Here is a 23,731-nt window from a genome sequence, read left to right as displayed (position 1 = left end):
GACAGCGCACGGGCGGTGTCCCCGCCGGGGCAGCCTTTCATCCATGGCTCGGCTCCGCGTCTCGTACCGGTGGTTGCGGCCCGGCCGCGCCCCGGCCGCGCGCATCGGTGGCGGAATCCCAGCCGCCGCCCAACGCCTTGTACAGCGCCACCAGGTCGATCGCCGCGGCGGTATGCGTGCGGGCGTAGCCGTCTTCGGCGTCGCGCAGTACGCGCTCTTCGGCCAGCAGGTCGGTCAGCGCGACGTCGCCCACGGCGTAGCGCGCTTGCGCATGGGCGTAGCTGCGCCGGGCAGCTTCCAGTGCGGCCTGCTGGCGGCGCACCGCGTCCAGGCCCAGGCGGTAGTCGCCCAGCGCGCGCTCGGCATCACCCAGCGCCGCCAGCACGGCCTTTTCATAGCCCAGCGCCGCCTGCTGCTCCCGCGCCTCGCTGGCGCGGATCTCGGCGCGCACGCGGCCACCGTCGAACACGCGCCAGGAGATCAGCGGCATGATCGAGAACCGCTGGCTGGCCGATTCGAACAACTGGCTTGCGTCCAGTGCCTGGAAGCCGCCGCTGGCTCCAATCGAAAGCTTCGGGAACAGCTCGGCCGTCGCCACGCCAATGTCGGCGCTGCGTGCCGCCAGGCGGCGCTCGGCTGCGCGCACGTCGGGTCGGCGACGCAGCAGGTCGGCGCGTTGGCCCACCGGGATCGGCGCCAGCGTGACCGGTGCGGCGTTGGTGTCGAGCAAGGCCAGCTCACGCTCGGGCGGCGCGCCCAGCAACACGCCCAGGCCCAACGCCGCGGCGCGCGCTCGTGCCTGGATCGCGGGCAGGCCGGCGGCAGCCGCGTCCCGGCGCGCCTGTGCGGCATCCACATCGGCCTGCGCCGCATCCCCGGCGCGGAAGCGCCTGCTGACGAGGTCGGCTGTATGCGTGAGCGCCGTGACCGCGGCCTCGCGCGCAGCCAGCTCGTGTTGCGCGCCGCGCAGGCTGAGATAGCTGCGCGCCACTTCGGCGGCAATGCTGACGCGCACGCCCGCGGCATCGTCCTGCGCGGCCTGCAGGCGCGCGGCGGCGCCCTGCACGCTGCGCCGGGTACGGCCGAACAAGTCGATTTCCCAGCCGGCGTCGAAGCCGGCATCGTAAATGGTTTGATCCCGTGCCATGCCGGGAATGGCACCGATCGGCAGCGGGCCGTTCTCGCTCTGCCGGCGCCGGGTGACGCTGCCGCCGGTGCCGATCGCGGGTGCCAGCCCGCCGGCGGCGCGATCGCGCAAGGCACGTTCTTCGGCAATGCGAGCCTGTGCCTGGCGCACATCGAGGTTGTCCGCCAACGCCGTCGTGACCAGCCGGTCCAGCGTCGGATCGCCCAGCGTGGTCCACCAGGTCGACAGGCCCACCGGTGCCGGCGCGGCGCGGTCCGGTTGCGTCCAGCCGCTGCCGGTGTCGACCGGAGGCGGCCCGCGGTAGTCGGGACCGGCCGCACAGGCGCCGAGCAGCAGCGCGCCCAGTGCGACCGCGGCCACGCGGGGTACGCAATACCGGTGATTCAATGGGCGGGTCATGGCAACTCCTTCATGCATGGCTGGGTGGCGGTCACTGCAGGCGGCTGCGCACCAGCGCCGTGGCCATGGTCAGCGTCACCAGCGCGATCACGGCCAGTGGCCAGAGGTTGGCGAGGATGTCCACTGCCGGCATCGTCTTCAGGAAGGTGCCTTCGACGATGACCAGGAAGTGGGTGAGCGGTATCGCCTGCGCCAGCCACTGCAGCACCACCGGCATGTTTTCCACCGGCGTCGCGAAGCCCGACATCAGCACTGCCGGCACGCCAATGGCGAAGGCACCGAGGATGGCCTGCTGCTGCGTCGCGCTGACCGCGGAAATCATCAGGCCAATGCCGACCACCGACAGGATGAACAGCATCAGGCTTGCCAGCAGCAGGGCAAACGAACCGGTGAACGGGATGCCGAACAGGAATACGCCGGCGCTGATCATGAACAGGCCCAGCAGGGTGCCGATGGCCAGCGCCGGCAGCGATTTGGAAATGATGATCTCCGGCGTCGAGGTGGGCGACACCAGCAACTGGTCGAAGGTGCCGAGTTCGCGCTCGCGCGCGATCGACAACGAGGTGATGAGCAACGCGCTGAACAGCGCCAGGATGCCGGTCAGGCCGGGCACGATGAACCAGCGGAAAACCAGGTTCGGGTTGAACCAGTGGCGCACGACCACGGGTGTCGGCGCTTGTGCGCCCGGCACGAGCGCGGCGCCGACCTCGGTCGCAATGGTGGAAAGATAGGCCACCGTGATCTGGCCCGAGTTGCTGCGCCGGCCATCGACCAGCACCTGCGCGTGGCCGCTGCCGCCGGCGGCGATCGTGCGCGAGAAGTCAGCCGGAATGGCGAGCGCCGCGATGACTTCGCCACGGTCGATCAGTTCGTGCAGTTGCCGCAGGCTGTCCACGTGCCGCACCTGGGTGATGAAGCGGGCGTTGTCCAGCCGCTGCACCAGCTCATAAGACCAGCGGCCGGCGTCCTGGTTGTAGACGGCAATGTCGACGTTGCGCACTTCGAGCGTGGCAGCGAACGCAAACACCAGCAGCTGCAGGATCGGCGGGACAAACACCACCATGCGGCTGCGCGGGTCACGCAGGATGCTGAGGACTTCCTTGATGAACTGCGCCCGCAGGCGGGTGAAGCTGAGCAGGGAGCCGGGCATGGGCGCTACTCCAGGTTCTTGCGCGTGGCGCGCTTGGCCAGGAGGAAGAACACCATGCCGATCGCCAGCATCGCGAACAGGCTGGGGGTGAATACCGCCCAGATGTCGCCAGCCAGGAACACGGTCTTCAACGATTCGACGAAATAGCGCGCCGGGATCAGGTGGGTCATGATGCGGAGCGGCGCCGGCATGGCATCGATCTCGTACAAGAAGCCTGACAGCATGAAGGCCGGCAGGAAGCCGGTGAACAGCGCAATCTGTGCCGCCAGGAACTGGTTGCGCGCCAGCGAGGAGATCAGGAGGCCCTGGCCGAGCGCGGGCACCATGAACACCGCCGAGAGCAGCAGCAAGGCCGCCAGCGAGCCGTGCAGCGGCACGCCAAACACGAACACCGCCAGTGCCGCGGCGCCCAGCGTGGAGAGCATGCCGAGCACGAAATAGGGCAGCAGCTTGCCGATCAGGATCTCGACCACCGAGGCCGGCGTGGACAGCACTGCTTCCATCGTCCCGCGCTCCCATTCGCGCGCCACCACCAGCGCCGTGAGCATGGTGCCGATGATGGTCATGACGATCGCAATCGCCCCGGGGATCAGCGCGCGGCGGCTTTCCAGCTCGGGGTTGAACCAGTAGCGCGGTTCCAGCACGACGGCCTGCGCCGGGGCGATGCCGAGCCCGGCGCGCCAGGTCTGCACCACGCCGCGGGCATAGTTCTCGACGTAATTGGCGGTATTGGGGTAGGAGCCGTCGGTGATGATCTGCACCAGCGGCTCGCTGCCGCGCCGGGCCAGGCGTTGCTCAAAGTCCTGCGGGATCACGACGTAGCCGCGCAGTTCGCCGGAGACCAGCCGGTCGGCCACCTCGCGCCGGTCGCGGGCGTAGTGCACCTGCAGGAAGCGGGTGCCCGAGAAAGCCGCAGCCAGGGACTGCGCCGAGGCGCCGGGCGAATCCAGCACCACGCCGATGCGCACCGCCTTGGCATCGAGCGACACCGCGTAGGCAAACAGGAACAACAGCACCACCGGCAACACGAACGCGATGAGCAGTGTCGAGGGGTCGCGCAGGGCCTGATGGCTTTCCTTGGTGACCAGGGCCAGGAGGCGGCGCACGTCGAAGCGGCGGAACTGCGCCGGCGGCGCGCCAGCCCCCTGCTTGTGCTTGGCGGGGCTGTTCATGCGGCCGCCCCCAGCTCACGTTCGGCTGATTCCACCAGTTGGATGAAGGCATCCTCCATCGTCGGATCGGGCCGCTGCGGGCCGACGACCATGCGCTTGAGCGCATCGGGCGTGTCCAGCGCAATCAGCCGCGCCCGCGAGAGCATGGCGACCCGGTCGCAGTATTCGGCCTCGTCCATGAAGTGGGTGGTGACCATGATGGTCACGCCCTTGCGCGCCAGGCCGTTGATGTGGGTCCAGAACTCACGGCGGGTGATCGGGTCCACGCCCGAGGTGGGCTCGTCCAGGAACAGCACGGGTGGCCGGTGCATCAGTGAACACGCCAGGGCGAGGCGCTGCTTGTGCCCGAGCGGGAGGGCGTCGGGCGTGGCGGACAACCAGTCGCCCAGGTCGAAGGTCGCGATCATCTCCTCGATGCGCTCGCGTCGCGTGGTGCCTTCCAACCCATACACGCCGGCCGAGAATTCCAGGTTCTGCCGTACCGAAAGCAGGCCGTAGAGCGAGAACTTCTGCGCCATGTAGCCCAGCCGGCTCTTGGCCGCGCCGGTGGCGCGGCGCAGGTCGTGCCCCACCACATGCGCTTCGCCCGCGGTGGGTTTCAGCAGGCCGCAGAGCATCTTGAAGGTGGTGGATTTCCCGGCGCCGTTGGGGCCGAGCAGGCCGAAGATTTCGCCCTTGTGCACCTCGAAGCTGACGCTGTCGGTCGCGGTGAAGGCACCGAAGCGCTTGGTGAGATTGCGGCAGGACACGGCGATGTCGGAACCCAGTTCGACCGGCGGCAGGCGCTCGGCCAGGGCCGAGGTGCCGCCAGGGCCGCCCCCGAGCAGGTCGATGAAGGCGTCCTCGAAGCGCGCGGGCACCGGCGCGAGCTCCACCCGCGCACGCTCGGCCAGGGCCTGGAGCGCCTGCGCACCGGCGCCCGCGCGCAGCACCACGCGCACGCCGGCGCCCTGGATCACGCCATCGCTCACGCTGGGCAGGTCGAGCGCCTCGGTCAGCACCGCCCGCCGCTCGGCGCCGACGTCCTCGAGGCGGAAGCTGCGGCCTTCGAGCTGCGCGGTGAGGTCCTGCGGCGGTCCATCGAACAGGAGCTGCCCCTGGTTCAGCAGCAGCACGCTCGCGCAGCGCTCGGCCTCGTCGAGATAGGCGGTGGACCAGATCACGGCCATGCCCTCGTCGGTCAGCGCCTGCACCATGCGCCACAGATCCTGGCGACTGACCGGGTCGACGCCCACCCCGGGCTCGTCCAGCAGCAGCACCTTGGGCCGCGCCATCAGCGCACAGGCCAGGCCAAGTTTCTGCTTCATGCCGCCGGAGAGCTTGCCGGCCAGACGCGCGGTGAATGGCCCGAGCCGGGTGAAGTCGAGCAGCTCGTCGAACAGGTCGGTGTTGTGCTCCGCGTCCATGCCGCGCAGCCGTGCGTACAGGCGCATGTTCTCCAGCACCGACAGGTCCTCGTACAGGCCGAAGCGCTGCGGCATGTAGCCGCTGGCGACGTGGATGGCGTCGTTGTCCCTGACCACGTCGAAGCCGGCCAGGGTGACGGCGCCGGCGTCGGGGACGAGCAGCCCGGTCATGATCCGCATCAGCGTGGTCTTGCCGGCGCCATCGGGACCGACCAGGCCGGTGAGGCGGCCGTAGCGGATGCTGGCGCTGAGTCCGCGCAGCGCGTGGGTCTTGCCAAAGCGCTTGTCGACGCCGTCAATGAGCACGGCGGCGCCCGCATCGTGCTCGCGCGAGTTGTCACTGGCGGGCGGCGTGTTCAACTCAACTCCTGCGCGCGGGTTTGCCCGCTGCGCCGGCAGTGTCGACGTCGAGCGTCACTGGCATGCCCTGGCGCAAGCCCGCGTCGGCGTCGGACACCACCACGCGCAGGCGATAGACCAGGTCGGTGCGCAAGTCGGCGGTCTCCACCGTCTTTGGCGTGAATTCCGCGCGCGGCGAGATGAAGCCGATCTGCCCGTGATAGACGGTATCCGAGGAATCGGTGTGCACGCGGACCTTGGTGCCCGGGGCGATGCGGCCCAGTTCCGCTTCGCTGACGTACGCGCGCAGGTACACGGGATCGCGCAGGCTCAGGCTGTACACCGGCGTGCCGCTTGCGACCATGCTGCCCGGTTCACGCACGCGGGAAATCACGATGCCGTCGCTCGGAGCGACCAGGGTTGCATCGGCCACGGCGGTGCGCGCCTGGGCCAGGGCGGCTTCGGCCGCGGCGACGCGCGCCTGGCCGGCGGCAATGTCCTCGCGGCGGAAGCCGGCGGTGGCGAGCGAGAGCGATGCCTGCGCGGCGGCCAGGTTGGCGGCCGACTGGTCGCGTGCAGCGCGTGCGGCGTCGGCGGTGCGCTGGCTGCTCGCGCCTGATCTGAGCAAGGTGTCCTGGCGCGCGAAGTTGCGCGCGGCCTCGTCGGCAGCGGCCTGCGCCTGGCGGACCTGCTCGCGGGCCTGGGCGATTTCCTGTGGCCGGTTGCCGCGGTGCAGCTTGTCCAGCTGTGCCTGCGCCGCTGCGAGTTCAGCTTCGGCCGCGGCCAGCTTCTCGCGGTAAGGCGTGGCGTCGAGCTGCGCCATGACCGCGCCCCTGGTGACGGCGTCGCCTTCGTCGAAGGCCATGTCCGTCAGGCGGCCGGGCTGGCGAAACGCCAGCTCCACCTCACGGATGTCGACGTTGCCGTACAGGCGCAGCGCGTCCTGGTTGCCCTGGTCGCGTGACAGCCAGAACGCCAGTGCGCCGCCAACGACGATCACCGCGGCGGCGATCACGATCCGGCGGATCTTGCCGGTGGTCGAGCTCGGAGTTTTCATCGCGACAGGTCCCGCCAGATGGAGGATGGTGCTTGCGCGGGCGCCGCCGGCGCCTCGCGCGCCGTCAGCCGCCAGGCCATGATCGCGATGCCGGTCCACACCAATGTGCGCAAGGTCATGGCAATCGGCGTGCGGCGCTCCCAGGCGCCGCCCAGGTCCACATGCAGGCCGAAGGCGAGGAAGACGAGCGCCGTGGCGACGGCAATGGCCAGCGCCAGCCGGGCCGCCCAGCGCCGGCGCAGCCACAGGCCGACACCGGCGGCGACGTAGGCGAACCCGGCCAGGAAATTGAACCAAAGCACGAGCGGCACGTAGTGGCCGGCGGCCTGGCGCGCCGCGCCATCGACAAACAGGACCGCGCCGCCTTCCCGGAGCGTCAGCAGGCCGAAGGCGATGGCGAACAGGGAAATCAGCCGGATCCAGATGTGGCGTTGCGGGTGGGTGCTCATCTTCGTGGCCCTCGGTTGGTCAGGGGTTCGCTGGTTGCGGGATGGAACGCGCTTCACGGGGCACGTGCGATGCCCCGGCGGTAGATGGCAAATGTGCCCGGGGCCTCCCGGCGCATGCGCCGGGTGTCGCCGGCCAACAAGGCCTGCATCACCAGGCCCTGGATGCTGCCGATGAACAGCGCGGCCGCCGCGGCGGAATCGACCTGCGGATCCACCTCGCCGGCCGCCTTGCCGTCCTCGATCAGCGCGCGCAGGCGCTCGCCGTAGCGGCGGATCATGGTCTGCACCATCCGCTTGGCGGCGGTGTCCTCGGCCCGCTGCAACTCGCCAAACAACATGCGTGGCACGCCGGCGTGTTCGGCGACGAACGCGATGTGCGCCATGAACATCGCCTCCAGCGCGGCCAACGGGCCGGCGGCACTCCGCGCGGCGCGCTCGACCCGCGCCAGCAGGTGGCCGGCCACCCATTCCATCACCGCCTGCCAGATCGCGTCCTTGTTCGGGAAGTGGCGGAACAGTGCGCCCTGGGTCAGGTGCATCGCGCTGGCAATGGCCGCGGTGGTGATCTCGCTCGGGTTTTGCTCGGCCGCGAGCTTGACGACCGCCTCGACCGTGACCGCGCGGCGCTCGTCCGCAGGCAGGTGTTTGCGCTGGATGTGCATCGTGCAGACCCGCTTGAAGTAAGTAAGTGGTTACTATCTTATCTGGCCTTGCACGCTTGTCAACGGATGCCATGGTGCAGCGGGCCGGGTGCCACGCGCCGACCCGGCGTATGCGGTTGCTTCAGCGCGCCGCGGCGGCGGGCGGTCGTGTCGTGCGGCGCAGCAGTTCCAACCAGGCGATGGCGGCTGCCAGCATCCCGGCGCTGGCGAGCAGCATGGCCGTGTCCGGCAGCGCCAAGCTCATGACGCCGCGGAAGAAGGGCACGCCGATGACGACCGCGAGCATCAGCGCCACGGCGCCGAACATCCGCACCAGCCAGGGGTTCTTTGCCGGATGACGGGCCAGCACCGGGCGGGACAAGTCGCGGTTGGCCAGGGTCAGCGCGAACAGGCCGGTCACCAGCGCGATGAACACCGCGCTGCGGCTGGTCGCGGCGTCCAGCCCCTGGCCGAGCAACAGGCCATAGCCGAGCAGCAGGATGCCGGCGAAGCCCAGGCCCTGGATCACCGCGTAGCGCAGGTTGGCAACGACGAACGGGGAAGCCGACGGCGCCCGCGGCTTCCGCCGCATGATGTCCTCATCGGCGGGTTCGGCCTCGAACACCACCGAGCAGGCGGGATCGATCAGCAGTTCCAGCAGCACGATGTGCACTGGTGTCAGCAGCGCTGGCCAATGCAGCAGGGTTGGCACCAGCGCCAGTGCGATGACTGGCACATGCACGGCGAACACAAAGCGGGTGGCCTTGGTGACGTTGTCGTAGATGCGCCGGCCCTGGCGGATCGCGCTGACGATGCTGGCAAAGCTGTCGTCCAGCAACACCAGTGCGGCAGCTTCACGCGCCACATCGGTGCCGCGCTCGCCCATGGCCACGCCGACATCGGCGGCCTTCAGCGCAGGTGCGTCGTTGACGCCATCGCCGGTCATCGCCACCACTTCGCCGTCCCCGCGCAGCAGTTGCACCAGGCGCAGTTTCTGCTCGGGCTTGAGCCGCGCGCACAGGTCGACCTGGCGCAGGCGATCGCGCAGCGCGGCATCGTCCAGTGCGTCGATTTCCGCGCCGGTGACCACCTCGGCGCGTTCGCTCAAGCCCACCTCACGGGCGATGGCACGCGCGGTGACGGGATGGTCGCCGGTCAACATGAGGATGCGCACGCCGGCGCCGCGGCATTCGGCAATCGCTGCCGGTGCCTCCGGGCGCGGCGGGTCGACGAGGCCGACCAGGCCGAGAAAGCGAAAGTCAAAGTCGTGCTGGCCGCGCGGCCAGGCCTCGCCTTGCCACTCGCCGCGGGCCACGCCAAGCACGCGCAGGCCCCGTTCGGCCATGGCCTCGACCTGGTGCAGGATGGCCGCGGCGTCGGCGGCGCCCAGGTGGCACAGGTCGATCACGGCTTCCGGGGCGCCCTTGGTGGCCAGCAGGTGTGCATCGCGGCGCGCGTCGCCATGAAACACGCGGGTCATCGCCAGGATTTCCGGCGACAGCGCGTATTCGAACTCCGGTGCCCACTCGGCGTGCACGTGCCCGGTGCCGGTGAGCCAGCGCAGGCCAAATTGCTGGATGGCCTTTTCCATCGGATCGAACGGATCGGCTGGCGTCGCCAGCATCGCGAACTCGACCAATTCGTGGAACGCTTCGGGCAGTCCGGTCGCCTGCTCATCGTGTGTGCCGCCATCGGCCAGCCGCAACTCGGCGACCTGCATGCGGTTCTGCGTGAGCGTGCCGGTCTTGTCCGCTGCCAGCACCGAGATCGCACCCAGCGCCTCCACCGCGGGCACCCGACGGGTCAGCACCTTGTGCTTTGAAATCCGCCACGCGCCGAGCGCGAGGAACACGGTGAGGATGACCGGGATCTCCTCGGGCAGGATCGCCATGATCAGCGCGATGCCGGCCAACACGCTTTCCAGCAGGCCGCGCCCGTTCCACAGCCAGCCCAGCAGCGTGTACGCCGTCGCCAGCAGGAGGCCACCGATCGTGAGGTTGCGGATCAGCCGACGCGAGGCCCGCTGCAGGCCGGACACCGGCTCGACGGTGTCAGCCAGCGCCTGGCCGATCCGGCCGACCGCGGTGGCACCGGCGATCGCATGGACCTCGGCGACGCCGACGCCCTTGGTCGTCACGGTGCTGGCGAACACTTGGCCGGCCTCTGCGCCCGGCAGCTTGGTGACCGGCACCGCCTCGCCGGTGAGCAGCGATTCGTTGACGTCGAGGTGACCGTCCAGCAACACGGCATCGGCGGCAATGCGATCACCCTCACGCAGCACCAGCAGGTCGCCGACCACCACCTCACGCCCGGGAATCCGCACCTCCTCGCCGCCGCGGATCACCAGCGCGCGCGGCGCCGACAACTCGCGCAACGATTCCAGCGCACGCTGCGTCTTGCGTTCCTGCACCAGGGTGATGCCAATGATCACAAACACGGACGAGAGCAGGAACGCCGCCTCGGCGTGATCGCCCAAAGCGAGGTACAGGCCGCCGGCAACCAGCAACATGAGGAACATCGGCTCGACCAGCACGCCGACGGCGATCGCCAGGAACGTCTTCGGCGTACTGCCGGGCAGCATGTTCGGACCGTGCTTGGCCAGCCGGCGGGCCGCCTCAGCCGGGTCGAGGCCTCGGTGTCTGGTGGCCTGCGTTGTGTGCGCTGCGCTCATGTGGCGGACTCCAGTGCCCGTCGTGCTCGCCTTCGGGGTTCGGCGGCAAGTCGCAGCGTGCCGCTGCCGGCCCATGGTAGCTACCGGGGCGCGTGATGCGACACGGTCCACGACGCTTTCCACACGCCCTCGTCATTCCCGCGAAAGCGGGAATCCAGTGCCTTTGTCGCCAGCAACGGAAGTGCGAGGGCATCTGGGTTCCCGCTTTCGCGGGAATGACGAGGGGAGTTTCGCGGGAATGACGCTGGAGGAGGAGGGTGGTGCGCTCAGCGGGCGGCGGCGCAACTGGCCGTCTGCGCGGCCGTGGCCGGGGCGCCGCGCATGCGGCCCGAATTGGACACCACGATGCTGAGCGCCGGGGTCGTGCTGGCCTGCTGGCAGATCAGCAAGGTGAGGTTGCTGCCGCCGGCCGAGCCGTCGGGCTGGTAGCGCACGATGTGGCGCCCGACACTGCTGCGGATGTGCAACTGGTGGCCGTGGCCGGCGCCGGTGTAGCGGGCGCGGCCGTCCGGCTGGTTGTCGTGGTCGGCATCCAGGCCCACCACCCAGCCGTGCTCCCACTGCGTCGTGGCGGCGCAGTGGCGCTGGTCGACGCTGGGGCAGATCACGGTGCGGATGCCGGTCTCCAGCGCGGTCGAGCGGGCGTATTGCAGCGCCGCCATCACCTCGTCCTGCGCCACGCGGACCTCGTTGCGCCGGATCAGGCGCAGCAGGCCCGGGCTGGCCAAGCTGGCCAGGATGGCGATGATCGACACCACCATGACCTGCTCGATCAGGGTGATGCCGCGTTGCCGGCAGGTGGACATGGGTTTGGTTCCGGTGGCCCCGGAACCGCAAAGCTAGGCTTCCGGCTGCGCTGCCGGCAGCGGCCGCCGCAGGCCGCGGGCGTAGGTTGACCAAGGCGTGTGGTGTCGGGGCGGCCGATTTAAAATGGGCGCCTGCGCCCACATGTGTAGCCGATGACTGATCGATTCGAGCTCGTTGCGCCCTACCGGCCCGCCGGCGACCAGCCGCAGGCGATCGAGCAGCTGACCGCCGGCTTCGAGTCCGGCCTGGCTGCGCAGACCCTGCTCGGCGTGACCGGATCGGGCAAGACCTTCACCGTGGCGAACGTCATCGAGCGGATACAGCGCCCGACCCTGGTGATGGCGCCAAACAAGACCCTGGCCGGGCAGTTGTACGGCGAGTTCAAGACGTTCTTTCCGCACAACGCGGTGGAGTACTTCGTCAGCTACTACGACTATTACCAGCCCGAGGCCTACGTCGTCGCCTCCGACACCTTCATCGAGAAGGATGCCTCGATCAACGAGCACATCGAGCAGATGCGGCTGTCGGCGACCAAGGCGCTGCTGTCGCGGCGCGACGCGATCATCGTCGCCACCGTGTCGGCAATCTACGGCCTGGGCAACCCCGAGGATTACCTCAGCCTGCGCCTGATCCTGGCCGTGGGCGAGCACATGGACCAGCGCAAATTGATCCACCAGTTGACCGAGCTGCAATACACGCGCAACGAGACCGAGCTGCGCCGCGGTACCTATCGCGTGCGCGGCGAAGTGATCGACGTGTTTCCGGCCGAGTCGGAAACCGAGGCGCTGCGCATCGAGCTGTTCGACGGCGACGTCGAGCGCATGGCCTTGTTCGACCCGCTGACCGGGGAGACCATCCGCGGCGTGCCGCGCTACACGGTGTATCCGCGCACGCACTACGCCAGCACGCGGGCCAGCGTCCTGAACGCGATCGAGACCGTCAAGGTCGAGCTCAAGGAGCGGCTGGAAGTCCTGTACAAGGAAAACAAGCTGGTCGAGGCGCAGCGCCTGGACCAGCGCACGCGCTTCGACCTGGAGATGATGGCCGAGGTGGGCTATTGCCAGGGCATCGAGAACTACTCGCGGCACCTGAGCCGGCGCGGCCCCGGCGAGCCGCCGCCGACCCTGTTCGACTACCTCCCCGCCGACGGCCTGCTGGTGGTGGACGAGTCGCACGTCACCGTGCCGCAGCTCGGCGCGATGTACAAGGGCGACCGCTCACGCAAGGAAACCCTGGTCGAGTTCGGCTTCCGCCTGCCCTCGGCGATGGACAACCGGCCGCTGCGCTTCGAGGAGTGGGAGGCGCGCGTGCCGCGCGCGATCTTCATTTCCGCCACGCCACGCACGTACGAGCTGGCCAAGTCCGGCGATGCCGTGGCCGAACTCGTGGTGCGGCCGACCGGCCTGGTCGACCCGCAGGTCGAGGTGCGCCCGGTGCGCACCCAGGTCGACGACCTGCTGAGCGAAATCCACAAGAACGTGGCCGCCGGCGAGCGGGTGCTGGTGACCACGCTCACCAAGCGCATGGCCGAAAACCTCACCGAGTACTTCGACGAGCAGGATGTCCGCGTGCGCTACCTGCATTCGGACATCGGCACGGTCGAGCGCGCCGACATCATCCGCGACCTGCGGCTTGGCGTGTTCGACGTGCTGGTCGGCATCAACCTGCTGCGCGAAGGCCTGGACATGCCCGAGGTCTCGCTGGTGGCGATCCTGGACGCGGACAAGGAAGGCTTCCTGCGTTCCACCGGCTCGCTGATCCAGACCATCGGCCGCGCGGCGCGCAACGTGCACGGCCGCGCGATCCTGTACGCCGACGCGGTCACGCCTTCGATGCGCGCGGCCATGGACGAGACCGCCCGCCGGCGCGAGAAGCAGGTGGCCTACAACCGTGAGCACGACATCACCCCCACCACCATCGTGCGCCGCGTCGCCGACATCATGGAAGGCGCGCATGCCGCCAACGGCGGGCGCCAGCGCCGCGGCGGCACCACGCCATCGCGCCAGCGCGCCGTGGCTGAGGAGCGCGCCGAATACGCTCACCTCAGCGCTTCGGAGGTGACCGCCATGCTGAAGAAGCTGGAGATCCAGATGTACCAGCACGCCAAGAATCTGGAGTTCGAGGACGCCGCCCACGTGCGCGACCAGATTCACGCCCTGCGCGAGCAGGCACTGCGCTGACGTCGCGCCGCGGGGTACGTGGCCGTTCCCCTCTTCCTCCGGCGACCGTCAGGGAGTCCCCTTGCGGGTGAGAGGGCAGGGTGAGGAGGCGGACTGGGGAGGCAAGCCCGACTCTGGCCGCGCCTTCACCCGTTCCTGAGTTAGTCACAGGGCAGGCGCGACCGGTTCAGCCTGCGCCGCCGTCCCGCCAGGCCGGCGTTGTTGCCCGGCCGATGCTCCTTTATACTGCCCCGCTTGCATCGCTCAGCACGGCGATACGGGCGGTTAGCTCAGCGGTAGAGCACTACCTTGACATGGTAGGGGTCACAAGTTCGATCCTTGTACCGCCCACCACATTCAGTAACTCATGAGCGGCCGGTTCCAGTAAACCGGCCGCTTTCGTTTTTCGGTGTCCCGAGCTGTCTCCGGATTTCCGTTCCGTTCCGCACGTTTCCGTGCAGCTACGGGACGCTATCCGAGAATCGCCCCGGATCGCGCTGAACCCACGCGATCAGTCTCTGCCGGACAAGGCGCATGCGGGCCAGAGCGTTCGCGCCATGCCGCGTTCGCCTACTCGTCCGTCAGTCTGTTGCCCGCGAGTCTCACCGGATGAGGCGATATCATGCTTCACTGCGTACAAGCCGGGCATGACGACGCGGCAAACCGCGTCCAGCCCAGGCCATCAGGGGAAGCCGAGTGAAACTCGAAGAGCTTGTCAAAGGAGCGCAGGTCGCTGGCATCGATCCCGCAGGGCCGGTTGCAATCATCTCGGTCGATGCGGTAGGGGACGAAGCGGCGACCGTCGTATACAAGGACGCGAACGGAACACCGGCAGAACGCATGTTGTTTCGCAGCGACGAAGGCTCGCTTGCGCTCGCGTCAACCCAGGCGCATTGGTCCTTCAACGCCAATGGTGCCGACTTCAAGTTGGCGGCCGAGGCGCTCCGGATCGAGCTTGCGCACCTGTTTGACCCGATGATGGCGGTCCACACGTCCAATGTGGAACCCCTGCCCCACCAGATTTCCGCCGTGTACGAGGCGATGCTGCCGCGGCAGCCGCTGCGCTTCGTGCTGGCGGACGATCCCGGCGCAGGCAAGACCATCATGGCTGGTCTCCTGATGCGCGAACTCATCATGCGGGCGGATGCCGCTCGCATCCTCATCGTCGCGCCCGGCTCACTGGCCGGACAGTGGCAAGACGAACTACACGAGAAGTTCGACCTCGACTTCCAGATCTTCAGCCGTGAAATGCAGGGAAGCTCCGTCACCGGCAACTATTTTTCCGAACAGGACAGATTGATCGTTCGGCTGGACCAGCTCGCCCGCAGCGACGACTACTGCGGCAAGCTGGGCGAAACCCACTGGGACCTGATCGTCGTAGATGAGGCGCACAAACTCGCCGCCCACTACTTCGGCAACGAGATCAAGAAGACCCAACGCTTCGCTTTGGGCGAGCAGCTCGGCGGATTGTGCCGGCACTTTCTACTGATGACCGCGACGCCCCACAACGGCAAGGAAGAGGATTTCCAACTGTTCCTCTCGTTGCTGGATGGTGACCGGTTCTTCGGCAAGTTCCGCGAAGGCGCGCACAAAGTGGATGTCAGCGACGTGATGCGCCGGATGGTTAAGGAGAAATTGCTGAAGTTTGATGGCAAACCCCTGTTCCCGGAACGACGCGCGTACACCATCAACTACACGTTGTCGCCGTTGGAAGCCCACTTGTACGAAGCCGTCACCGCCTACGTTCGCGACGAGATGAACCGGGCCGACCAACTCGATGGCAAGCGCAAGGGAACGGTGGGTTTCGCGCTCACCCTGCTGCAGCGCCGCCTCGCTTCCAGCCCCGAAGCCATTTACCAGTCACTGAAACGTCGCCACCGAAAGCTGCAGAACCGGCTGGAGGAAGAAAAGCTGCTGAAACGCGGCCAGCGTGTCGGTGAGGAAGCCGAGCTCTATGTAGCGCGCACTCTCGACGTGCCGGACGATCTGGACGACGCCGAAGACGAACTCAGCCCCGACGACTACGAGCGCTATTCGGAGCAGGTCGTCGATCAGGCCACGGCTGCGCGCACCATTGAAGAACTGCAAGCTGAAATCGAAATCCTCAAAGGGCTTGAGGAGCAAGCGCGCCGTGTCGTCGAGTCACACAGTGACAGCAAATGGAAGCAGTTTTCGCGGCTGCTGCAGGACGATCCCGAGATACGCGATGCCGCAGGCAATCGCCGCAAGCTGATCGTGTTCACCGAGCACAAGGACACGCTCAACTACCTGAGGCAGCGCATCATCGATGTGCTCGGCAGCGCAGAAACGGTGGTCACAATCCACGGCGGCGTAAACCGCGACGACCGTGCGAAGGCGCAAGAGTTGTTCCGTCAGGACAAGGACGTGCTGGTGATGGTCGCCACCGACGCTGCCGGCGAAGGCGTGAACCTGCAGAACGCCAACCTGATGGTGAATTACGACCTGCCTTGGAACCCCAACCGCATCGAACAGCGCTTCGGGCGCATCCATCGCATCGGCCAACGCGAGGTGTGCCACCTCTGGAACCTCGTCGCAAAGGAAACCCGCGAAGGCGCGGTCTTCCAGCGCCTGTTCGACAAGCTGGAGATCGAACGTGACGCGCTGGGCGGGCAGGTGTTCGACATTCTCGGTGAAGCCTTCGACAACGAATCGCTCAAGGATCTTTTGATTCGGGCGATTCGATACGGCGACGATCCCGAGGTCCGCGCGCGCCTGGACCGCGTCATCGATGGCGCTCTGGACACCGAACACCTCAAGGCCATCCAGGAACGCAATGCGCTGGTTGACAACGCCATGTCGATGGACCAGTTGTTCCGGGTGAAAGAAGAAATGGATCACGCACAGGCGCGCAAATTGCAGCCGTGGTTCCTGCGCAGCTTCTTCCTGGAAGCATTCAAGCGCGTTGGCGGCGACGCGCGGCGCCGCGAGGGTGATCGATACGAATTGCCGCATGTACCCGCAGTCCTGCGCGAGGCGGATCGCCGCATCAGCGACACCCGCAAACCGGTGCTACGCCGCTACGACCGTATCTGCTTCGACAAACGCGAAATCCATATCCACGGCGCGCCGGACGCAGACCTCGTGCATCCCGCACACCCGCTCATGGCGGCCCTGATCGACGCCATCCTTATCGACGACCGCGCACTGCTCAAGCAAGGCGCGGTGCTGGTCAATCCGGCCGACCCCGGCGACAAGCCTTCGCTGCTGCTGATCCTGGAGCACACCATCCGTGAGGGTACCGGCGCCGACGCGCGAATCCTCTCGCAACGCTTGCAGTTCGTATGGGCCGACGCGGATGGCACGATGCGGGCCGCCGACGCGGCGCCGCATCTGGGCCTTGAACCGCTGGATGACGCCGACCGTCCACTGCTGGCGCACCTGCTCGACGAACCATGGCTCAAGTCGGACCTGGAACCCCGGGCTATTGCGCACGCCGTGAAGGCGCTGGTACCGCAGCACTACGAAGAAATCAAAACGCGGCGGATCGAGCGACTCGACAAGATCCGCGATGCAGTGCGCGCGCGTCTCACTCACGAGATCAACTATCTCGGCGCCCGCGCTGCCAAGCTGGATGAGCAAGTCGCCGCCGGCAAGCAGCCGCGCATTCAGCCCGACAACCTGCGCAAGCGGGCCGAAGAGTTGGTCGCGCGTCTCGACGCGCGACAACGTGAAATCGAAGCCCACCGTCATATCGTCTCGGCCACGCCAGTCGTGCGCGGCGGCGCATTGGTCATCCCGATGGGTCTGCTCGCCCACCTGCGCGGGCAACCGCTACCCGCCAGCTTCACCGCCGATGCCGCCGCACGCGCAGCGATCGAAAAGCGGGCAATGGACGCGGTGATCGCGGACGAGAAGGGCCGCGGCTGCATCGTCACCGACGTGTCGATGGAAAAATGCGGCTGGGATGTCACCTCGCAACCGCCGATTGCCGACGGCGTGCTCCCCGAATCCCGTCACATCGAGGTCAAGGGTCGGGCCAAGGGCGCGGACGTCATAACCATCACCCGCAACGAAATCTGCACGGCGCTCAACCAAGACGACAAGTTCATCCTCGCCATCGTGCTGGTGGATGGCGACAGCGTCGATGGCCCGCACTATGTGCGTCAGCCCTTCACGCAAGAACCGGAGCTCGGCGTCACCTCGATCAACTACGAGATCGCCAAACTGCTGGCGCGCGCAAAGCCCGAGACCGCGTGATGCTGGCCGGCCCGCATTGGCCGCGCAGCTACCAAACGCGCCATTGAATCGAAACAACTTGCGTATTTTGCATTTTTCATGCATATTTAGCATCCTAATATCTTGTCGGAGGCCATCATGCTGGTTGAATTCAGCGTCGCCAACTTCCGATCCTTCCACGAACGCCAGACCTTGAGCCTGGCCGCGTCCAGCGGGAAGGAACTGCGCGAAACCAATGTCGTGGCCGCACCCGCACCGGCGACCCCGGACTTAGTGCGAACGGCTGTCATGTATGGACCGAACGCCGCCGGCAAGAGCAATGTGTTGCTTGCTCTGCAGACCATGTGGCAGTTGGTGCATGGTTCCGCACAACTTCCTCCGGGCAGCAAATTCACGATCACGCCGTTCGCGTTCGCCGCAGCGGCAGCGGATGAGCCGAGCGAATTTGAGCTTGTATTCGTCCAGAATGGCGTGCGCTTTCAGTACGGGTTCTCGCTGACGCGGGACCGCATCTGCGACGAGTGGCTGTTCGCATGGCCGGAAGGCCGTCAGCAACGATGGTTCGAGCGCCGCTGGAACCGGCAAACCAACAAAACCACCTGGCGCTACGGCACCAGCCTGACCGGGCAGAAAAAGGTCTGGCAGGAGGCGACGCGCGACAACTCTTTGTTCCTGTCCACGGCAGTGCAACTCAATGCCGAGACCCTTCTGGTCCCGTTTGAGTGGATCACCCAGCGGTTGAAGCCAGTGATCCCCTACGCACGCTTCGCGCCGAACTTTTCGCTGGAGCACTGCGAACGCGATACCGAGTGGCAACAGCGTGTCGTGGAATATCTTGCTGCCGCCGATACCGGCATCGCGGGCATGCACATAGAAAAGCGCAAGGTGGAAGCGCCAGTACTGCCGAAATCGCCGGAGCCCTCGATCCCTCCAGCCGTCCAGATCACCATCGGGCCGCCCGAGCTCTACGAAGTGCGCTTCACACATCGCGCGATGGCCGGTACTGAAGCCGAAATCGGCTACAACGATGAATCGGGAGGCACGCAAAAGCTATTCGCCATGGCCGGTCCATGGATCGACGTGCTGCAAAACGGCTATGTGCTCTTAGTGGATGAGTTGGATACCAGCCTTCACCCTTCCCTGCTGCGTCGCCTTGTTGGCATGTTTCACGATCCAGCTATCAATACCAACGGTGCGCAACTCATCTTCACCACGCACGACACCAACATGCTCGACGGCGAACTGTTCCGCCGCGACCAGATCTGGTTTGTGGAGAAAGACCGTGACCTGCAGAGCCACCTGTACCCGTTAACCGATTTCAGTCCACGCAAGGAAGAAAACTTCGAGCGCGGCTACCTGCAGGGCCGTTATGGTGCCCTTCCGTTCGTCGGCGAACTGCGAGCGTGAACCGTGGCTCGACCGAAGAACAGGGGATCTCTGCAAAGGCGCAAGCCACAGCGCGAGGCGTATGACCGCGTCCTAGTCGTGTGTGAAGGCGCCAAGACCGAGCCCAACTACCTGCGCGAACTGCAAGCGCATTACCAGCTGAGCAGCGCCAATCTCCAGATCACGGGAGAAGGCGGTTCCGCGCCAAAGTCGGTCGTCGATCTTGCCATCAGGTTGTTCGAGCAGGACCCGGACTACGACGCGGTGTTCTGCGTTTTCGATCGTGATGGCCATTCGACCTTCGACGAGGCCATCCAGCGCATCCGCGACAAGAAGCTCATTCGCCGGGCCGGAAAGCGCAAGATCGGTGAAGCACGTTTCGAATCCATTGTCTCCGTACCGTGCTTCGAGTACTGGATTCTCCTGCACTACGAGGACACCACGGCGCCGATGCATCGGTACGCCGACCTGCTACACCGGCTGCACCGGGTCCATGGCTTTGAAGCCTACGACAAAGGTGCGCGCGGACTGTTCGCGACGACAAGAGAGCATCTGGGAACTGCGCTCATCCGAGGCGACCGAGCCAATATCGCCGCGCGAGCCGCTGGCACCGACAATCCATCGACGCAGATGGCGGACTTGGTACGGTACCTAATGCAGCTACGTCACCCATGAGTGGGCGAGCTCGCAACTCAGAAAAAAGCATCGTCGCGAGACGGGCAGGCCGGAGATGCTATCTCAGGCTGGGAGTCACATTGTCCCGACGTTGCAGAGCGACTTGGTTTTTTGGCTGTGACCGATCAGAACTCGACAATGACGAAGGATGAAATTTTCAACAACCTGGTCGAAAGCGCGTTCGACTTTATGGGATACGCGCTCGACACCGTCGCGGACAAGCCGAAGTACGCTTTGATGAGTCTCGCATCAGGCATCGAGCTCATTTTCAAGGCCAGACTGGTTTGCGAGGGTGCGCAGTGGGTTGCGAGCGAGCCGACGGAGGCGTCGCTTGGGCGATTCAAGCAAGGTCGCATCAAGACGGTGGGGTTCGATCTGGCGCGCAAGCGGATTGAAGCGCTCTCTGGCACATCGATAGACAAGGCTGCTTGCAACGCGTTTTTTGTCGTCGCCAGTCACCGTAACCGCGTCGTGCATTTCTTCCATGCCGACCTCGACAAGTTGCGCGCGCAGGTGGCATCCGACATCTACGTTGCTTGGCACTTCCTGTACAAACTCATGACTGGCCAGTGGCAGTCGTACTTCGACAACCACCAAAACACTATGCGAGCCCTCGGCACGCGCTTGCAGGGCCTGAAGCCGTTACTGCAGGCCGTCTTTGATCGGGTCGTCTCGGGCTCCGCAGATACCGAATCCCTGGCGCAGTGCCCATGTTGTGACTTCCGGGCACTCGACCCGACCACAAAAGGCGGTCCGTACGTAGGTGCAATCTGCCGCGTGTGCGGTTACCAAGCGTTGTCTCACAGGGCAATCAAGCACGGCGAAGAAGTGTTCTGCGGAAGCTGCGGCGAGTGCAACGGTATTCAAACCGTCATCGACACTGGCCTGTGCTTCAAATGCAGAGACTGCGAGGAGACATTCTCCGGTTACACCATGTGCGAGTTCTGCGGTGAACACTGGGTGGGTGTGAGCGGCGACTTTGGCGATTATCTGGAAGGGTGTCCCCATTGTGGCGGCGCGGCGGCGCACTGGAAAGACGAATGAACATTGAAATCAAATCCCCCCGCAAGCTCATCGAAGTGGCGCTGCCGCTGGATGACATCAACACCGCGGCGGCGCGCGAGAAGTCGATCCGGCATGGGCATCCGAGCACGCTGCACCTGTGGTGGGCGCGGCGGCCGCTGGCGGCGGCGCGGGCGGTGCTGTTTGCGCAGCTCGTCAACGATCCCGGCTACCAGACGGGCGAGGGCTTCACTCGCGGCGTCAACAAAAAGGATGCCGCGCGCGAGCGCGAGCGGCTGTTCAACATCATCCGCGAGCTGGTGAAGTGGGAAAACACCAACAACGAGGAGGTGCTTGCCACCGCGCGCGAGGAAATCAAAAAGAGCTGGCGCGAAACCTGCCATCTCAACCGTAACCATCCGCAGGCAGCCGAACTGTTCGATCCGGACAAGCTGCCCGCCTTCCACGATCCCTTCGCCGGCGGCGGCGCGATTCCGCTGGAAGCGCAGCGGCTCGGCCTTGAAAGCTACGCGAGTGATCTGAACCCGGTTGCGGTGCTGATCAACAAGGCGATGATCGAGATTCCGCCGAAGTTTGCCGGCCGCGCGCCCGTCGGCCCGATCCCGGCGGACGAAAAGCAGCCCGACATGCACGCCGACTGGTCGGGCGCCAAGGGCCTGGCCGAAGAAGTGCGCCGCTACGGCCGCTGGATGCGTGAGGAAGCGCAAAAGCACATCGGCCACCTGTACCCGAAGGTGAAAGTCACCGCGGAGATGGCAAAGGCCCGCAAGGACCTGAAGCCCTACGTCGGCAAGGAACTCACCGTGATCGCGTGGCTGTGGGCGCGCACCGTGGCGAGCCCCAACCCCGCGTATGCCCACGTCGAAGTGCCGCTCGCCAGCACCTTCCTGCTCAGCACCAAGCAGGGCAAGGAAGCCTGGGTCGAACCGGTCTTGAATCATTCGCCCGCCGATGCTTCGCTCCCCTCTCCCCCCGGGAGAGGGGCTGGGGGTGAGGGTCCGGACTCGCGCGACGCCTACCACTTCACCGTACGCACCACCGCCGCTGGCGACGGCCACCCGCCCGTCAGCGCGAAGAACGGCACCAAGGCCGCGGGCCGCGGCGCAAACTTCCTGTGCCTGGTGTCGAATACGCCGATCAGCGGCGACTACATCAAGGCCGAAGGCCAAGCCGGACGCATGGGCGCGCGCCTGATGGCGATCGTGGCCGAAGGTGAACGCGGTCGCGTGTACCTGTCGCCCACCGACGAAATGCAGCGCATCGCGGAGTCCGCGCAGCCGACGTGGAAGCCTGACGGCGACGTGCCGGCGCGTCTTACCGGCGGAACCTGTGTACCGTACGGCCTGAAACACTGGGGCGACCTCTTTACTCCGCGCCAGCTCGTCGCGCTGACCACGTTCTCCGACCTCGTGGGCGAAGCACGCGAGCGCATCCGCGCCGACGCCGCGAAGGCCGGTACGCCCGACGATGCCCGCAGCCTCGCCGCCGGCGGCACCGGCGCAACGGCCTACGCCGAAGCGGTGGCGACGTATCTCGGACTGGCATTGAGCCGCTTCGCCGATCGGAACAATGCCCTCTGTACGTGGGACGCGGGTCCCTCTGGCACGAAAGCGTCCACCGGTGGCTCCGCTCGTACCGCATCTATCCGCAATCTGTTCGCGCGCCAAGCAATTCCAATGGCTTGGGATTTCGGCGAGGCAAACCCCTTCAGCGAGTCAGGGGGTAGTTGGGACAGCGCATTCGTCTGGATCATTCCGGCGGTCGAGCGACTGGTTGCGGGCCGCCCCGGCAGTGCGTCGCAGAGTGATGCGCAATCGCAAGCCATCAGCGAAAACAAAGTCGTTTCCACCGATCCGCCGTATTACGACAACATTGGCTACGCGGACCTCTCCGATTTCTTCTACGTCTGGTTGCGACGTTGCCTGCGACCGACATATCCAAAGTTGTTCGCAACCGTCGCGGTGCCCAAAGCCGAAGAACTGGTGGCGACGCCGTACCGTCACGGCGGCAAGGACGAAGCGGAACAATTTTTCGTCGCTGGCATGACCGCGGCCATGCACAACCTCGCCGAGCGCGCGCACGCCGCGTTTCCCGTCAGCATCTACTACGCGTTCAAGCAGTCGGAAACGAAAGAAGCCGGTACCACGTCCACCGGCTGGGAAACCTTCCTCGAAGCAGTATTGCGCGCGGGCTTCGCGATCGGCGGCACCTGGCCCATGCGCACCGAACTCGGCAACCGCATGATCGGCAGCGGCACCAACGCACTCGCCTCCAGCATCATCCTGGTCTGCCGCCGTCGTGCGGCCGATGCGCCATCCATCGCGCGCCGCGAGTTCCTGCGCGAACTGAAATCCGAACTCGCCGAAGCGCTGGAAGCAATGCTGGGCGGCGCGGGCGGCGCTTCGCCCATCGCGCCGGTGGACCTGGCGCAGGCCGCGATCGGCCCCGGCATGGCGGTGTTCTCCAAGTATTCCGGCGTGCTCGAAGCCGACGGCTCGAAGATGAGCGTGCACGTGGCGCTCACCCTCATCAACAAGCAGGTGGACGAAGTGCTGGGCGGCGAGAACTTCGACGCCGACACCAACTTCTGCCTCGGCTGGTTCCAGGAACGCGGCTGGTCCGCCGGCGCCTACGGCGAAGCCGACGTGCTGGCCCGCGCCAAAGGCACCAGCGTCGCGGGCGTGGAAGAAGCCGGCGTCATCGAAGCGCACGGCGGCAGGGTGAAACTGCTGAAACCCGCCGACTACCCGGCCGACTGGGACCCGCGCGAAGACAACCGCACCCCGGTGTGGGAAGCCCTGCATCAACTGGTGCGCGCCCTGAACCAGGGCGGCGAATCGGCCGCCGGTGCGCTGCTGGCCCGCATGCCCGAACGCTCCGCCGACATCCGCCGGCTCGCGTTCTGGCTTTATACCCTGTGCGCCGAACGCAAGAGCCTGCCCGAAGATGCGCGCGCCTACAACGAACTCGTCACCGCCTGGCAGGGCATCGAGATTGCGTCACAATCGGCAGGGGAAATCCATGCGCAAGGCGCGCTGGATGTTTGATTGGGG

General features: G+C 66.4%; 15 protein-coding genes and 1 tRNA gene. 7 read left to right on the top strand and 9 right to left on the bottom strand.

The features are described 5' to 3' along the window. Positions 1 to 37: 37 nt before the first annotated feature. From AC3WJB_RS01030 to AC3WJB_RS00990, 9 genes are all read right to left on the bottom strand, one after another. Positions 38 to 1,546 carry an efflux transporter outer membrane subunit gene (locus tag AC3WJB_RS01030; RefSeq protein WP_492677829.1) on the bottom strand — a complete coding sequence of 503 codons (1,509 nt, stop codon included), beginning with the start codon at positions 1,544 to 1,546 and terminating at the stop codon, positions 38 to 40. A 31-nt stretch (positions 1,547 to 1,577) separates the two neighbouring features. Further along, positions 1,578 to 2,696: an ABC transporter permease gene (locus tag AC3WJB_RS01025; RefSeq protein ID WP_492677827.1), complete on the bottom strand. Its 1,119-nt coding sequence runs from the start codon at positions 2,694 to 2,696 to the stop codon at positions 1,578 to 1,580. Between the two features lie 5 nt (positions 2,697 to 2,701). Continuing rightward, complete coding sequence (locus AC3WJB_RS01020) at positions 2,702 to 3,868, bottom strand: ABC transporter permease (protein ID WP_492677825.1); 1,167 nt, start codon at positions 3,866 to 3,868, stop codon at positions 2,702 to 2,704. Then, positions 3,865 to 5,634, bottom strand: coding sequence for an ATP-binding cassette domain-containing protein (locus AC3WJB_RS01015; RefSeq protein WP_492677823.1), 1,770 nt, complete (start codon positions 5,632 to 5,634; stop codon positions 3,865 to 3,867). Before AC3WJB_RS01015 ends, AC3WJB_RS01020 begins: the two co-directional genes overlap by 4 nt. A gap of 1 nt (position 5,635) precedes the next feature. Next, positions 5,636 to 6,670 (bottom strand): secretion protein HlyD, encoded by a 1,035-nt coding sequence (hlyD, locus tag AC3WJB_RS01010; protein ID WP_492677821.1) that lies wholly within the window; start codon positions 6,668 to 6,670, stop codon positions 5,636 to 5,638. Beyond that, on the bottom strand, positions 6,667 to 7,119 hold the full coding sequence (locus tag AC3WJB_RS01005) for a hypothetical protein (RefSeq protein ID WP_492677819.1): 453 nt from the start codon (positions 7,117 to 7,119) through the stop codon (positions 6,667 to 6,669). The genes hlyD and AC3WJB_RS01005 overlap by 4 nt, the downstream gene beginning before the upstream one ends. A 53-nt stretch (positions 7,120 to 7,172) precedes the next feature. Further along, positions 7,173 to 7,781 carry a TetR/AcrR family transcriptional regulator gene (locus AC3WJB_RS01000; RefSeq protein WP_492677817.1) on the bottom strand — a complete coding sequence of 203 codons (609 nt, stop codon included), beginning with the start codon at positions 7,779 to 7,781 and terminating at the stop codon, positions 7,173 to 7,175. Positions 7,782 to 7,902: 121 nt separating this feature from the next. Next, a complete protein-coding gene (locus tag AC3WJB_RS00995) occupies positions 7,903 to 10,431 on the bottom strand; it encodes a cation-translocating P-type ATPase (protein WP_492677815.1) in 2,529 nt (842 codons plus the stop codon). A 266-nt stretch (positions 10,432 to 10,697) separates the two neighbouring features. Then, the gene (locus AC3WJB_RS00990) at positions 10,698 to 11,237 is read right to left on the bottom strand and encodes a GspH/FimT family pseudopilin (protein WP_492677813.1); all 540 of its coding nucleotides are present in this window, start codon (positions 11,235 to 11,237) and stop codon (positions 10,698 to 10,700) included. Positions 11,238 to 11,390: 153 nt separating this feature from the next. Between AC3WJB_RS00990 and uvrB the strand changes: the two genes are divergently transcribed. From uvrB to AC3WJB_RS00955, 7 genes are all read left to right on the top strand, one after another. Then, positions 11,391 to 13,418, top strand: a complete 2,028-nt coding sequence (uvrB, locus tag AC3WJB_RS00985; protein WP_492677811.1) for an excinuclease ABC subunit UvrB — start codon at positions 11,391 to 11,393, stop codon at positions 13,416 to 13,418. Between the two features lie 258 nt (positions 13,419 to 13,676). Further along, positions 13,677 to 13,751 (top strand) — tRNA-Val (locus AC3WJB_RS00980). A 342-nt stretch (positions 13,752 to 14,093) separates the two neighbouring features. Beyond that, positions 14,094 to 17,615 (top strand): helicase-related protein, encoded by a 3,522-nt coding sequence (locus AC3WJB_RS00975; protein ID WP_492677809.1) that lies wholly within the window; start codon positions 14,094 to 14,096, stop codon positions 17,613 to 17,615. 117 nt (positions 17,616 to 17,732) lie between these two features. Continuing rightward, a complete protein-coding gene (locus AC3WJB_RS00970) occupies positions 17,733 to 19,001 on the top strand; it encodes an AAA family ATPase (protein ID WP_492677807.1) in 1,269 nt (422 codons plus the stop codon). 78 nt (positions 19,002 to 19,079) lie between these two features. Then, a complete protein-coding gene (locus AC3WJB_RS00965) occupies positions 19,080 to 19,655 on the top strand; it encodes an RloB family protein (RefSeq protein ID WP_492677805.1) in 576 nt (191 codons plus the stop codon). A 138-nt stretch (positions 19,656 to 19,793) separates the two neighbouring features. Then, the gene (locus AC3WJB_RS00960) at positions 19,794 to 20,699 is read left to right on the top strand and encodes a hypothetical protein (protein WP_492677803.1); all 906 of its coding nucleotides are present in this window, start codon (positions 19,794 to 19,796) and stop codon (positions 20,697 to 20,699) included. Further along, a complete protein-coding gene (locus AC3WJB_RS00955; RefSeq protein ID WP_492677801.1) occupies positions 20,696 to 23,725 on the top strand; it encodes a DUF1156 domain-containing protein in 3,030 nt (1,009 codons plus the stop codon). Before AC3WJB_RS00960 ends, AC3WJB_RS00955 begins: the two co-directional genes overlap by 4 nt. Positions 23,726 to 23,731: the final 6 nt, after the last annotated feature.

The sequence above is a fragment of the Rhodanobacter sp. FW510-R10 genome, from assembly GCF_058781105.1.
The sequence above is the reverse complement of the archived record's forward strand: the minus strand, read 5'-3'. Positions and strand labels throughout refer to the sequence as shown.